The sequence below is a fragment of the Lactobacillus taiwanensis genome, assembly GCF_017894345.1.
GTDB classification, from domain to species: Bacteria; Bacillota; Bacilli; order Lactobacillales; family Lactobacillaceae; genus Lactobacillus; species Lactobacillus taiwanensis.
In genome coordinates, this window is sequence record NZ_CP059276.1 from 1,863,076 (window position 1) to 1,878,783 (window position 15,708).

8 protein-coding genes are annotated in these 15,708 nt (G+C 35.4%); 4 read left to right on the forward strand and 4 right to left on the reverse strand.

Annotated elements, in window-relative coordinates:
- Window positions 1-19: 19 nt before the first annotated feature.
- Window positions 20-6,472 carry a S8 family serine peptidase gene (locus tag H1A07_RS09160; RefSeq protein ID WP_210145006.1) on the reverse strand — a complete coding sequence of 2,151 codons (6,453 nt, stop codon included), beginning with the start codon at window positions 6,470-6,472 and terminating at the stop codon, window positions 20-22.
- Window positions 6,473-6,748: 276 nt separating this feature from the next.
- Between H1A07_RS09160 and H1A07_RS09165 the strand changes: the two genes are divergently transcribed.
- Both H1A07_RS09165 and H1A07_RS09170 read left to right on the forward strand, forming a co-directional pair.
- The gene (locus H1A07_RS09165) at window positions 6,749-7,645 is read left to right on the forward strand and encodes a peptidylprolyl isomerase PrsA (RefSeq protein WP_094503116.1); all 897 of its coding nucleotides are present in this window, start codon (window positions 6,749-6,751) and stop codon (window positions 7,643-7,645) included.
- Window positions 7,646-8,108: 463 nt separating this feature from the next.
- Window positions 8,109-8,282: a hypothetical protein gene (locus tag H1A07_RS09170; protein WP_210145007.1), complete on the forward strand. Its 174-nt coding sequence runs from the start codon at window positions 8,109-8,111 to the stop codon at window positions 8,280-8,282.
- Window positions 8,283-8,443: 161 nt separating this feature from the next.
- Here H1A07_RS09170 and H1A07_RS09175 read toward each other — a convergent pair whose 3' ends face one another.
- The 3 genes from H1A07_RS09175 to H1A07_RS09185 all read right to left on the reverse strand — a co-directional run bounded on the left by H1A07_RS09175 (window position 8,444) and on the right by H1A07_RS09185 (window position 12,034).
- Complete coding sequence (locus H1A07_RS09175; protein ID WP_244974129.1) at window positions 8,444-9,673, reverse strand: glycosyltransferase family 2 protein; 1,230 nt, start codon at window positions 9,671-9,673, stop codon at window positions 8,444-8,446.
- Between the two features lie 59 nt (window positions 9,674-9,732).
- Complete coding sequence (locus H1A07_RS09180) at window positions 9,733-10,152, reverse strand: hypothetical protein (RefSeq protein ID WP_210145008.1); 420 nt, start codon at window positions 10,150-10,152, stop codon at window positions 9,733-9,735.
- Window positions 10,153-10,552: 400 nt separating this feature from the next.
- Complete coding sequence (locus H1A07_RS09185) at window positions 10,553-12,034, reverse strand: APC family permease (RefSeq protein WP_057718533.1); 1,482 nt, start codon at window positions 12,032-12,034, stop codon at window positions 10,553-10,555.
- Window positions 12,035-12,276: 242 nt separating this feature from the next.
- Between H1A07_RS09185 and H1A07_RS09190 the strand changes: the two genes are divergently transcribed.
- The gene (locus H1A07_RS09190) at window positions 12,277-14,379 is read left to right on the forward strand and encodes a putative ornithine decarboxylase (protein WP_210145009.1); all 2,103 of its coding nucleotides are present in this window, start codon (window positions 12,277-12,279) and stop codon (window positions 14,377-14,379) included.
- The gene (locus H1A07_RS09195; RefSeq protein WP_210145010.1) at window positions 14,379-15,647 is read left to right on the forward strand and encodes a methionine gamma-lyase family protein; all 1,269 of its coding nucleotides are present in this window, start codon (window positions 14,379-14,381) and stop codon (window positions 15,645-15,647) included. Before H1A07_RS09190 ends, H1A07_RS09195 begins: the two co-directional genes overlap by 1 nt.
- The last annotated feature ends 61 nt before the right edge of the window (window positions 15,648-15,708 follow it).

Consider the following 15,708-nt stretch of genomic DNA (forward strand, 5'->3'; position numbering starts at 1 on the left):
TCCCGGGGAATTTATCATCTTAATTCTTATTTCTTCTCTTTATAACGATTCCTACACTAGCAAGTAATGTAGTCACACCAGTGACAATCAAGCTAACTAATGTTTCTTTTTCTCCTGTCTTTGGTAATTCTTTATTATTTCCATTGTTAGATTTCGAAGAATTCATCTTAGTAGCTACTTGTTTATTATTCTGGCCATGAGTATGAGGCTTTACTGAAATAGAACCGCTTGTCTTTTCATGGATTGCATTGTTCTTTATTGGTGTTTGTACATTAGCAGCATCATTCTGATTTGAAGATTCTTTACTATTTTTAATTGAAGTTTGTTGATTTGTTCCTATTACGTTGTCTTTATTTTGAGTAGAGGCTGTTTCATTTTGCTTTTCAACTGGTTCCACTTGTTTACTTGAAGACTCATCTTTAGAAACTTCACTTACTTTTTTAGTGTTATCCTCATTTTTCTTTTCTGTAGTTGATACGTTTACTGGTTGTTCAACCTTAGGTAGGACTACTTGATGCTCTGTTTTCGTCAAAATACCCTTAGCAGTTTCCAGAACAGCCTTTGCATTTTCTAAGCTAGTTGAAGATGTGGCTTTATCATTCAAAATTTCCTGTATATTATTCAGTATCTCTTTGAATTTATTTTGTGATTCAGCAGTATAACCATCTAAATTCAAACTGTTATTCTTATTGACTGCTTCCTGCAAACTTGCTCGAACATGCTCTGCTTCTTGATCATTAGTGGATTTTGTTTCATCTTTTTTAACTAAATCTTTTTCTACTTCAACTAGAGTTTCTGTGGCCTTATTAACTTCTTCTACTTGTGCATCTTTTGAATCCAATATTCCTTCTGCAGTTTTCTCAGCATTTTCTTTTACTTTAGCTGAATCATCAGTATATTGCGATTTATCTTCATCTTTGTGCTTATTAAGCTCTTCTTTTAATTGATCTTTAGCTTTTTCAACATCAGGATCGGAAACTGTTTTTTCAACCAAAGCCTTTTCAGCCTGTGTCAAACTATCAAGTGCTTCTTGAATTTCACTTGTGTTTGCTTGCTTATTAGTTAAAACTTGATTTACTTTTTTCAGCGCATTGCTTACGCCTTCTACGCTTTCAGAAGTATATTTGGTGGTATCAAGTTGACTAAGTTTTTCTGCCTTTTCTTTTAAGGCATTTTTGGCGGCCATAATCTCTTCAACATTGGTTTCTTTTGTATCAGCTGGCTGTGTTGGCTTTTCTGGAGATACCTGTTTCTCCTTAAGAGCCTTCTTTGCATTAACAATAGAGTCAAATGCTTCTTGAAGGACAGCTACATTTGCGTCTTTATCAGATAAAGTCTTCCTTGCCTGATCAAGAACTTTAGTCATTTCTGCTACTGAATCATCAGTGTATTTACTTTGATCAAATTCTTCATTTTCTTTAATTGTTTTTTCCAGTTTTTCTTTAAGTGCCTGTAAGTCCTTATTAACTTCATGTTCTGCTGGTTTTTCAATTAAATTCTTAATTGCCGTATCTAAACTTTCAATTGCGTGCGTCAATTCTTGAAGAGTTGCCGTCTTATTTCTTAATACTTTGCTTGCTTCTTGACGCGCTTGAGCTAAGTTTTTAGCTGATTCATGTGTGTATTTACCAGCACTTCCTAAAGATCTTGCTTGATCGAGTTTCTTTCTTAGCTCTTTTCGTGCCTGAGCTGTACTCTCATCTGTATTAGGCTGATCTTTTTCAATTGTCTTAACGGCATATTCAACAACATCTGATTCATTACCATATTTATCAGTAGTCTTAAATAAAATCTTTCCGTTCTCTGTAACAGTCAGCCCTTCTTCTGGCAAAACTGCATATTTATTTCCGCCATCAGTACTATATAAGACGTTGCCGTCTTCACCTTTTCCAGTTATTGTCACTGATTTTTTATCTGATGCAGTTGTAGCAGTAATTTGTGGTGCTGCCAATTTTTGAGCTTTCTTATAATGTACGACCAAAGTCTGAACTTCACTCTGATTATCATTATTATCAGCTACTGCAACATTAAAAGTATTTTTCCCTTCTTTAAGTTTAACAGTATGAATAAATTTCTTTCTCAAATTCTTGGTGCCATTATAATCGATATCATCCCAATTTGCATCAACATTATTATCATTTATAAACAAACTATAATATGGGTAATCGTCGCTAATTGTACCTTGAACTTCAAACTCTTCCTTATTTGTATAAATTGGTGTGTAGTGTCCCTGTTCATCCTTTTCGTGGTTAAGGGTTACTTCTGGAGTATTTGCATCTACATAGAAGGTTAGTCTTTCTTGAACAGTGTCTCCAATAGTCGTATCTCCAATTAAAACTGGAAACACCTTAGAACCGTGATTACCAAGATCCAAAACTAGTTTAAATGTTCCATCTGATTTCACTCTAACATCTTGATTACCAATTCTAAGCGTAGTAGTTGGACGGCTAACCTTTCCAGTTAATGTTAACTTACCAGTTTTAGGATCATAGTTCTTTGTTTTCGCGTTAACACTACTTGTTCCAAATTTAACTCCATTATCAAAAGTAACATCAGCTGCTGAAACAACAGTTTTACCACGATCACTCGATTTAACAATTTGCTTAACTGATGAGCTATTACCATCCTCATCGCTAACTACAATATTCATTACATTTTCGCCATAACTTACTGGGACTTTGACTGTAAATTCATGCTCACTATTTGGCTTAGCGCTATATGTTTTATCATTAATTTTTACAGCAACTTTATCAGCATCGGCACTAACTTTTCCTGATACTTCCACTGTATCTTCAGAAGTTTGACTTAACTTAACTTCTCCATCTCCAGCATAGGTTTCTTGATTATCAATTTTAAGACTCTCAATTTTAGCTGGCACTAGACTAACTTTAATATCTTTTTTAGTAATTAAAGTCTCATGTTCCTCATCAGCATAGAATTTAACCTGGGTATCATAATCACTAACTGACAATGGTAATGTTGTAACAAAGCGTTCGCTAGATTCATCATAGCTTATCTTAAGCTCATGCTCTTTCCCATCTTTATCAGTATATGTACCATATACTTTTTCTGGATATGTACCTGAAATCGTGTAAGAATTATCACTTGCATTATATGCATCACTAAGTGTTGTTATTTTGCTTGGTAAGTTCTTATCGATAATTAGTCCAAAGTTTATTTCACCTGGCTTATTAGCTACACCTGAAGTAGTTCCGGCATTAGTAGCATTATCAAAGACAGCTATAGACAAATCGTTTTTTCCTGCTTTAAGTGTTCTAACTTGCTCATCACTAAGTGGAATTTCAATCTTTTGATATCCAGAATTTGTTGAACCCACAATGTCATATGATACATTTCTATTGAGCTCACCATTTACGTAAGTATTTGCTTGACCATTTAGACCACTAAAATTGTCTTTTGCTTCAGCTTTAAGAACATACGATATTTTCCCGTTCTGATCTTTATGCGATCCTAGCTTCAAATTCTTAACTTCTGGTTTAACACTATCAACCTTAATTTTAATGTCATAGTGTTGTTGCTTGTTCGTTCCATCGACTGTACCCGTTACACGATAAGTGTAAGTTCCATCAGGTACTTTTTCAGTTTTATTAGTTTGTTGGTTGAAATATGTACCATCCCAAGCTGGAGCATAATTGAACTTAGCATATCTTTGACTGCTAGCAGCCCAATATGACTTGGTCACATGCGCTAAAGAGGCCAAAGTATTAATTACTTCACCATCTTGATTTAAAATTTCAGCTTTAACATCGTTGGCATTTCTAAATAAGAAATACTGTGGCTTCAACCACGTTACGGATGCCCCATCTGCCGTAGATAATGCAATTGCATCTGGATCAATACGATAATTTCCAACATGGCTTAATCCAGCATATCCGCTTGCTCCATTTTTATTTCCAGCCGTTACAATTGTACCTAAATTATTGTTTTCCGGATTAAATGCTAATCCATTCAATCCGTCAAAAATAGCTGGCTCAGCCCAATCACCAAAGAAGCCCATGTATGGAATTTTTAAGTGGGAATTATCTGATCCAGTAAAGGCCATAAATCCTTCAACATATTGGTTTTCTTTGAAATTGTCCGGTAATGATAAAGTTACTCCTACTTCTTTAGTTGAATTTACTGGAACTATTATTTTTTCATCTGGAGTAAGCGTAGCACCTTCAATTTTCTTTTCAAATAATTTTCCTGTTTTGGAATCTGTTGCTGAAGTATATACATCAGAAAACTTTCCGTTACTATTTAAACTATATTCGATCTCTTTATTAGTACGATTTGTAAATTTAAGAGTAAATTGATGTTTACGATCCTTGAAGTCTTTCAATTCAACTCCTGGGTATCCATTCCCACCACTAACTGTTGAAGGATTATGCAAAATTGCATTAATTGCAGCTTCTACATTAACTAATCCACTCCCCTGTCTACGAGGTGATTCAATAACTGAATCATGATCAAGGTCAACTTCAATATTTGTTGTATTCATCTGAATATTCTTTATTAAAGCTGCTCGTTCACTCTTAGGCATCTTTTGATACAATTCATAAAATTTTCCATTCTTGTCATTCATTGCTTGCACAAGTAAAGCTTGAGAACCGGCAATGAATGGTGATGCCATTGAAGTCCCGGACATATTAGTATAGCCATTATTATTTTGCAAAGACCAAATATTTCCACCTGGAGCGGTAATATCAGGCTTAAATGCCAAATTAGAAACAGGACCATAAGACGTAAAATCAGACATCAAATCTTCTTCACGTACCACATTATTCAGTGGTTGAACTGCAATGTTTACTTGCAATACTTCATCAGGATGAGATTCAAGATAATCAACAAGCTTTTTACCATCATCAGTTGACAAACTGGCTGTTGGAAATCCTTCGTTATACAAAACTGATGTTAGTGGGGTATTTCCACCAGCATTATTTATAATAAGAAGTCCAGCTGCACCAGCTTCCTGAGCATATTTTTGTTTATCAGTAAAAGGAATTGCTCCACGAGCTACTACGGCAATTTTTCCTTTTACATCATCGGTATACTGATCCGGTGTTCCCACACCTAATTTTCCAGCTACGTCTTTTACAAGATAGAATTTTTTATTATCAAATGCAGAAAGATCAGTGTTAGGAGAAAGCTGGGTAACAGCTGGTCCAAACAGCTTTTCTCCACTTGCAGTAGAGATAGTCATTCCATCAGTAGTCACTTTCGTATTCTCGGCTGATGCAACTGTTGTTGCCCCTCTACTTGTACCTGGACTACCAATAGTTTCCATATCTGGATTACCGTAAAAATCTTTATTATTTCCCTCTTGATCTGACGTTGAAGTACCAGAGTTTCCTGCTGAAATTACAGCTGCTGTTCCATGCTTAACAGCTTTTTCTACAGCTGCAATTTCTGGATCATCTTCAGTCTGTTCACCTGAAACTGATCCCAAAGACATATTCAGAACATCTGCTCCTAGCTTAGCTGAATCATCCACTGCACCAATTATACTAGTTGAATCAGTAGATGCAGAACTATCTGAGTTAGAGAAAGCTTTCATGGCAAGTAATTGTGCTTCGGGAGCCACTCCAACTACTGAAGTTGCTGGATTAGTTCCGGTACCATTTGCACCAACGATACCCGCAACATGCATACCGTGTTGTTCTTTTGGATCATCATCCGTAATAATATCGTTATTATCAGAATAGTTATGACCAAATGGTACTTTACTGGTGAAGTAACGACCGTAGCCACTATTTTCAGTAAAGCCATCAACATCCTTAGCAGTCAATTTAGCTTTAGATTCGTTGCTTAATCTCAAATCCTTATGATTAGGATCAATACCAGTATCAATAATTGAAACAACTGTTCCTTCACCTTTATATTGATAGTTTGACCAAACCGTCGAAACATTGGCCATATTATTTGCTGAGGTATCGGCTGCAAAATATACCTTAGCTAAAGTAACTGATTTTACACCCTTAATTTCTCTTAATTTTTTAATATCTCCAACTTTTGCTTTTGTTGCAAAACCATTAACTACATACCCATAACTTTTATCAATGGCTTGATTTGTAATTTTTTGAACTTCATTCTTAATTCCAGATTGAGCAGCAATTACTTTATTCGATGCTTGCTCAATTTCGGCTCTACTTGCTGTTTGTGAATCAATTGATCCATTTTCAGAAGCTGGTAGAGCGTCGAGTTGGACAATCACATCTACATAGACCTCTTGCTGTTCTTCGGGTGTTAGTCGTTCAAAATTAACACCTTGAGCAGCAAGTTGCGCCTCAATAGCTTGTCTCGAGAGAGCGGTCGTAGAATGTTCTACAGCTGCTTTAGATTTTTTAACGCTGTTACTTTGGCCTTCTACACTTGCCTTTACGACTTGTTCTCCTCCACCAAGTACTTGACCAGTAGTTATAAGAGCTGTACTGAGCAATAACCAAGCATATTTTTCTCTCTTCTTTTTCATTTAAATCCTCCTTAAAGAATTGATTAACTGACCCTTGTAACTAATTTATAATAAAAATGCATTTTAATATATTTTTATTTTAATATTATATCCATTTTATATTAAAGTTCAATGCTTTTTTATATAAAAAATAACTATCAAATGTGCATTATTTACTAATTTCTTCCAAATCATGCTACTAATGCCGAAAAAATTAACATTGATTTATAAATAAATAACTGTTTAAATTATTAAATAAATATTAGCATAATAAAAACTTTTTCATTGGAGGTTTATATGAAAAGAATAATTAAAGTTGGTGCTTTAGCAGCAAGTAGCTTTTCTTTATTATTTTTAACTGGTTGTTCTTCAAATAATCAGGAAGTTGCACAATATGGCGATAAAAAAATATCGCAGGAGCAATTTTATCAGGAACTAAAGAGCTCCCCAACTAGCAAAACAATTCTAGCTAATATGTTGATCTACGGGGCTCTTAAAGAAGCGTACGGAAGTAAGCTTAATAAAGATCAGGTAGAAGCCGACTATAATAGTTACAAAAAAAGATATGGATCTCAATTCGATTCCTTTTTAAAAGAAAACTCCTATACAAAAAAATCGTTTAAACAAATGATTGAATTAAATTATCTAAGTAAAATTGCTTTAAAAAAGCAGATGAAGCCAACCACTTCCCAATTAAAAGAAGAGTGGAAAGATTATCAACCGAAGATCACAGTTCAGCATATTTCAACTACTAGCCGTGATACAGCAAATACAGTTATTGAGAAACTTAATAATGGTGAAAGCTTTGCTAGTTTAGCTAGTAAATATTCTGTCGATAGTCTAACCAGTTCCAATGGTGGAAAATTGTCCGCTTTTGATATGCAAAATAGACGGTACGATTCTACTTTCAAAAAGGCCGCCTATAAATTAAAAAATGATGAATATACCAAAGAACCTATCAAAGTTACAAATGGTTATGAAGTCATTAAAATGATTAATCATCCTAAAAAGGGTAACTTTGCTGATAAGCAAAAAGAATTAACTGAAGCAATTTATAATAAATGGGCTAGCAACTCTAGAATGATGAATAATGTTATCAGTCAAGTATTAAAGGAACAGCACGTATCAATTAAAGACAAAGATTTAGAATCAGCTCTTGATATGTATAAAGGTTCCAATAAAGCAAATTTTTAAATACTAAGAATTAATAATATATAGAAAAAACTCTATTAGATTTTGGTGTTAATAAGCCTCGATTTAATAGAGTTTTTAATTTGAATTAAGATTTTTAAAGGATTAAACGCAAAATTGCTTAAATGCAATTTTAAAAGATATTTTTGATTAAAAAAGATTTAAATCATACTAGTTTATAAAAAATACCAGCAGACCCTTTGTGGACGCATCATAGAAGAGTAGTAATAATTTAAAAAATTACAGTCTCTATAATATGAGTAGGAATCAAAGTAAGAGTATGAATATGAGTAGTATACTCTCACACTAATTGAAACATAGTAATATCTAGTAGATGATGTTGGGGCGGTGGCTGCCGTACCTGCTGTAGCAGCTGTGCCTGCTGTCGGAGCTGTGGCGGCCGTACCTGCTGTTGGGGCTGTAGCGGCTGTGCCTGCTGTCGGAGCTGTGGCTGCCGTACCTGCTGTTGGGGCTGTGGCGGCTGTGCCTGCTGTCGGAGCTGTGGCGGCCGTACCTGCTGTTGGGGCTGTGGCGGCTGTGCCTGCTGTCGGAGCTGTGGCGGCTGTGCCTGCTGTCGGAGCTGTGGCAGCTGTGCCTGCTGTTGGGGCTGTGGCGGCTGTGCCTGCTGTATTTGCTGTAAGTGGAGCAGTTTCTCTTACATCAGCTGTTTCTGCAACTAAGCCTATATTGTGTTCATCTTGTAAGTTATTATCATTTTCAGCTGCCTTCGCCTTACCGGTATTTAAGGTAAAAGCCATTAATAATGCTGCTGTAGTCAGAGCTAATCTATACTTTTTCATTTTATTTTTTCCTCTTTAATTCATCTTCACCATGAGTTGTTTTTACCCAATATGAGTTGCCACGTATTTTCTTATAAAAAGCGATAATTATAGAAATATATAACAACAAATTATATATTGGAAAAGATATCAGCATACTTGCCATTAATACGTACTGCTTAGACAATGTTAATTTCCAATATTTCCATCCCAAGTAGCCACACCAAATTATGTTAATACTTATCAGTAGAACTAGTAAGCGCCAATATCCCTCTGCATTAATGCTCACAAATCCAAGGACTATCAAGTGACTTGCCCCAGTAATTAACGTAATTATTGGTAAAATCATGTAGAAAGTCATTTCACATTTTGCTCTTAAATTAAGATTGTCGTTAGATATTATTTTTCCCCAATAATTTACTAAGCAATCTAATCCGCCCTGTACCCATCTACTTCGTTGTCTAATAAAAGCTAGAGGATGACTTACGGCTTCCTGAAACACCACGATATCGTGAGCATACAGAGTCTTTTTTCCATTCAAAAGAAAACGTGTACTAAATTCAAAATCTTCAAGCAAAGCATTTCCCCAAGGTTGATTAGTATCAACTGCACTTGCACGAATACATTGACCATTTCCAGAAGCTGCTGCATTAGAGATGATATTTCGTGTATTTTGGATCCAATCATTAATTAAGGCAAACTCTATATCCTGCAAAATATGTAGCCAATTAGTTATCTTTATCATACCTACTCTAGTTTGCAAAAGATCTAAATTTTCATCTACAGAGAAGTACTGTAAAATCTTTCGATAGCCTTTTGCTGTCATATAGGCATCTGCATCCATAACTTCGATAATCAAGTATCGAGGATCATAATTATTCTGTGAAATGAGTCGACTATAGGCCCAATTAAGGGCTTCACCTTTACCAATTTGTGCATTTGGCTTTTTTCGCTCAAGCAACTTAACTCGATCAGTTTTTTCTTGAGCTATTACCATCTTAGTAATAGACGACGTTTTATCGGAAGAATCGTCATCAATAATTACCATTTCAACCTGAGAAAGTCCTGCCGTACTTTTTAAAAATTGTTTTATGGTTCGACTAATTACCGCCTCTTCATTCATTGCGGGAACTAATACTACTAAATGATACTTAGGATCAATTTTGCTTATATTTTTTGATAAGAAAGATTTAGTATTTTTACCCCATATTATTAATAAAACAACCCAAAGTACATAAATAAAAATCCCCATTGCTGAAATATCAAAAATAATAGACTCTATTTTTGATCACTTCCTAACAGACAAGTCATTTACTTAACTCGAATTGCTATAGGAGCCGTCGCCGCAGTTGCAGCTGTAGCTGCCGTTGGGGCTGTGGCTGCAGTCGCAGCTGTAGCTGCTGTGGGCGCGGTTGCAGCAAGAGACCCTTTTGCGGGAATGCCGAGTTTGCCCGGGATACCTGGTTTTCCTGGAATTCCAGGCTTGCCTGGGATAGCTGGTTTTCCTGGGATACCTGGAATAATAATCCATTTACCATCAGTTACTCCACCTTTAGCAGTTTCTGCCACTTTACCTAGAGCAGCTGTTTTTGCCACTAATGCTTTGGAAGCTGTTTTTGCTGTTTCACCTGAGGTTAAACTATTCGCTATTACCTGATAAACATCAAGTTGACCTAAGATAATTACTGTACCTAAAGCAAAAACTATCTTTTTCCAGTTCTTAATCTTCATCTTTATTCCCTCCTACGCTATTACAAGTGTTATGTTATCACTTCACTTTTTCTAATTCAATGTTATTTATAATAATATTTTGATGTTATTAACAGATTATTATAATCACTATTTGTAATTCATAATATCTGAAATAATCTAGTGTTGTCTTCAGCTAATCATATACGTGGAAAGAATTAATAGAATATATTTTCAAAATTCACTTTTTCATCAGTACGTTTATTTTAAAGTGCTTTATCTTACTTAACTTGTTTTTTATTTAAGTTATTTTCGTTATATAACAATCCTTAGATTATAGTTATTTTTATTATTTTAATTACTCCTTTGCTATTTTGAAGCACAAAAAAACCGAGACTCATTTCTGAATCTCGGAAGTAATAGTTTATTCTAAATATCTAATTTATTCTTTAATCTCGACCATATCTTCTTCTTCAGATTTTTGTTCAATCTTACGGAGCCATGGTAAAACAAATCCTAAGCCAAACAATACAACAACAGTAATAATGTTCATCCATAATTGATGAGTAAATGCCTTAGTACCCACTGCCACGTTTTGAGGAATAAATCCTAAAGTAGCACAAACAAAGGTAAAGAGTAAGCACCACCCACCAACAGTTAAAGCACCGGCCTTATTTTTTATAAAGACATAGTCTGAGTGATACTTATCTTGGTGCATTCTCATTGCTACAAAGGCAAAGAATACCCAACAAGTCTTATATGGCGAAATAATTCCGTTAACATTCAAAAGCCAGTTATAAATAGTATTGATGTTCGGCAAAGTTCCAGTCAATAGAAGCAAGAACAAACTAAGTCCGACAGTGAATGTGTATGAATGAATTGGACGTCCGTTCTTGTTTTTCTTAGTAAGCCATTTAGGCATGAACTTAGAACCAACATCCCCTGCAAATACACGACTTGATGCATCAAGTAATACTGCAAGTTGTGCCATCATAAAGATTGCTTGGACAACTGCAAAAATGTACATTAGCACTTTACCTACACCCAAACTTTCACCAAGTAATTGGAAAGCGTAGTAAGGACCGTTCATCTTAAAGTCATGTGGAATGTGGTGAGCATTAAAGAACATTGCTAAAGCCAAAGTTCCAAAGATGGTTAAGAATCCAGTCATAATTGCTAGCATCCACATTGCTTTAGGAAAGTCGCGCTTGGGATTCTTCATTTGTTGCACATAAGGCGCAGCAAGTTCAGCACCTGACATTGCAAAGATCAAAAGACCAGTAGTTGAGAAGTAATTCAAGCTAAACGAAGGCTTAAATGCGCCCCAGTTAAATGGTTGTGTTGCAATATGATGTCCATGCATTACTGACCAGGCAGCAAGCAAAACAAAGAGCATAGACATAATAAACATTGCTCCCCCACCAATTAAAGAAAGAATTTCTAGTGAATTGCGTAGTTTATTTTCTAATAAAATAAAAATCAAAATAATTACGAATGTCAAAATTCCAAACCAGAATGTTGACATTTTTTTATCTAAACTATTGTTTCCAAAAATCATCCAGCTGAATGAAACAATAACTGAGTTTGACACGTCGACAATATACGGCACACTTTGGACCCAATACATCCATGAGGTCCAATAGCCTAAAGTATCATTAGTACTTCTTCTTACCCAAGAAGCAAGACCACCATCCTGATTATCAAAAGTCAAACTCATCTGACTACTAATCAATGCGTAAGGAATAACATAAGTAAATAGAAGAAAAATCCAAGAAATTACAACTGATAGACCTTGGTTTTGAAATGGATAGAAGATATTTTCAAAACTAATAATCGTTACAAAGTCAATCAATGCAATAACTGGCCAACTCATATAGTGCTTTTTATTCGGTTCTAAATCATTTAAGACATCTGGTTTATCCAATTTTCAATTTCCTCCAAAATTAAAATATTTATCTAAATCCAATGTCTCAAATTTGGAGGTTTTAAAACTATCATCAAAGTATTTAAATCCACTTGTAGAAATCCTCTATAAATCGCTATAATTTATGCCGTAGTCTACTTGCAAATCAAACTGCGTACAAAAACGTTCGCACAAAATTATAAGGATTTATAAAAAATTTGCAAGTCTATTTTAGAAAATATATAGGAAAACAAGGTGATTAAATGAATTTTCTAAAAATTGCGCTAAGCAATGGACTTAAAAATAATAGTTTTAATTCATGGCAAACTACTAATTTGAACGATAATCCTCAAGCTAGTGAACTTGCCGCAATCGTTGTAGCAGATACTGATCAAGATAGTCTTAAAACTGCTCAAGATTTACAAAAGACATCTGGCCTTGGAATTCCTATTCTTAAAGTTTCACATGAAACAATTTCTAATAATGAAAAAGAAAAAATAATTAGTGCAGCTAATAATTATACTAAAGAAATGGTTCCCGGCTTTTTAACTGATTTAGTAAACTTCGCTGAAGAACATCCAGTCAGCTTTACAACGCCAGGGCATCATAATGGTTTATATTATGAAAAACATCCTGCCGGTGTTGTCTTTAACCGTTTTTTTGGTAAAAATCTAATGTTTGCAGATACGAGCGACACTGTTCCTGAACTGGGTGATACGATGACACATGAAGGGACACCGCTAACTGCTGAACAAAAGGCTGCTGAAACTTACCACGCCGATAAAGTTTATTTTTGTACTAATGGTACAACTAGTGCTAATTCAATTTGTGCTAGTGCACTCCTCACAAGAGACGATTTAGTCCTTTTTGACCGCAACAACCATAAATCACTGTATAACAGTGCGCTAGTAATGAGTGGCGCAAAACCAGTTTATATTCCAACTGACCGAAATGCACTGGGATTAATCGGCGAGATGAATCCTGATTTTTTAAGCGAAGAAAAAATTCGTGCTGAAGTTGCTAAAATCGCTCCTGAAAAAGCAAAAGCCAAGCGTCCCTTTAGACTAGCTATTATTCAATCAGAAACTTATGATGGTCTTTTTTATGATGCTAAATGGATGATTAACAAGATTGGCAAGCTTTGCGACTATATTTTATTCGATTGTGCTTGGGGCGGCTTTGAACAATTTGTCCCAGTTATGAATCACTTGTCTCCTCTTAATTTAGAATTTGGACCAGAAGATCCAGGAATCTTAGTAACTCAATCGCTTCATAAGCAACAGGCTGGTATGGGACAAGCTTCTCAAATACTAAAAAAAGATGCTCATATTAAAGGACAAGAGCGTTATGTTGACCATAAACACTTTAACCATGCTTATCTTAAATTTGTAACTTCTAGTTATTCTTACCCTCTTTATGCTTCTCTAACAGTCAATTCCTACTTAACTAGTGGTGAAGGTAACAAAAAATGGTGGGATAAGATTTTACGATTAGGAATCGAATGGCGTAAAGAATTAATTAGAAAGTCCAAATTATTTAGACCATTAGTAATTGATAACTTCGAAAATATTAGTACTGAGGAGTTAGCCACCAATGAAAAATATTGGAATTTTGATCCAAATAATCTTTGGCATGGCTTTAGTAAAATTGCAACGGGACAAGCAATGCTTGATCCACTAAAGATTACAGTAGTCACACCCGGTATTGATGTTAAAAAAGCAAAATATGAAGATACAGGTATTCCAGGCCCAGTAGTAGCTGAATTCTTAATGGAGAAGCGAATTATTCGCGCAAAAGATGATCTATACTCACTGCTCTTCTTACTTACCCCTGGCGATACAAAAGCGGAATTAGATACATTACTTAATGCATTTCTAGAATTTGAACATTACTACGATGAAGATGCACCATTAGAAAAAGTATTACCTAAATTGGCTAAGGTATATGGTGATCGCTACAAAGGTTATACTTTAAAGCAACTTTGCCAGGAAATGCATAATTATTACCGGGGAAATAAAACTTTCACATTACAACAAGAACTATTTGCTAAACCGGACATGCAAAATTATCCAATGACTCCAGAACATGCTGACTATCTCTTTATGAAAAATAAAAGCGAGTTAGTTAACCTAGATGAGGTTAAGGATAGAATAGCCGCAGAAGGTGCGCTTCCTTATCCACCCGGGGTCTTTATTGTTGCACCAGGAGAAAAATGGAGCGACATTGATCAAAAGTACTTTAAAGTTTTAGTAGAAGCTATTGAACGTTTCCCTGGCTTTGTTCCCGAAATTCAAGGAGTATATTGGAATCAAAAATCAGATGGTAAAATAAGAGTACAAGCAGAAGTATTAAAGGAGAAAAATTAATGGTTTTATCTTGGAAAGAAAACTTACCAATCAAATTAAAAGAAAAAGTCGATAAAGTCGACAAAATGATTGAACCTCGTCTAGAAGAAATTGACGAGCAAGTATTTTATAATCAACAACGCGTTTTAGACTTGTTTAGAAAGCACCGCGTAGGAGAAGAAGACTTAGTCCCTTCAACTGGTTACGGCTATGATGATGTAGGCCGCGATAAGCTTGAAGCAATGTATGCAGATTATTTTAAGACTGACGACGCATTAGTACGTCCACAATTTTCTTCAGCAACTCATGCAATTGCTGTTGGACTTTTCAGTATGCTTCGTCCTGGTGATACCCTCTACTACTTAACGGGTATGCCATACGACACAATTCAAGAAGTTATTGGTTTAGCTGGTAACAAACCAGGTAACATGAAAGAATGGGGTATTGACTTTAAGCATACCGATTTACTTGATAATGGCGAAGTAGACTATGACCAGGCTAGAAAAGACTTGCAAGATCCCAAGATCAAAGTCGTAACGATTCAACGCTCTCTTGGTTACGCCGTACGTGCAAGCTTCACAATGGAAAAAATCAAGAAGATGCTTAAATTCATCAAAGAAGTTCGTCCTGATGTAAAGATTTTCGTTGATAACTGCTATGGTGAATTTTCTGAGACAGAAGAGCCAACTTTCTACGGTGCTGATATGATGGCAGGATCTTTATTTAAGAATGCCGGTGCTGGTATTGTTAAAGCTGGTGCTTTCTTAGTTGGTAAAAAGGATCTTATCGAAGGTGCTGGTTCTCGTCTTAATGTACCTGGCGCTGGTAAAGGCGAAGGCGCTACATGGGGCTATTTAAGAGACATGTACCAAGGATTCTTTATGGCAGCTCACACTACTGGCGAAGCCCTAAAAGGTATGATATATACGGCTGCGCTTTGCGAAGAGATGGGAATGAAAGTTACTCCTAAGTGGAATGATCCAAGAACCGATATCGTTCAAACTGTAACCTTCGGTGAACCGGATCCAATGGTTAAATTCTGTGCTGCAATTCAACACTATTCACCAATGAACTCATTCGTTGATCCTATTCCATACCACCAAGATGGTTATGAAGATGATGTTGTTATGGCTTCAGGTAGCTTTACTGAAGGTTCTACCATTGAATTATCTTCCGATGGCCCCCTTCGTGCGCCTTATCGTCTATACATTCAAGGTGGCTTATCTTACGCTCATGATAAGATTGCAATCACTCATGCAGTAGAAGAAACTTTCTATAAAAAGAATTAATATTATTAATAACTTCAAAACGGCCAGTGAATTATGTTCACTGGCCGTTTCTATTTTTCTT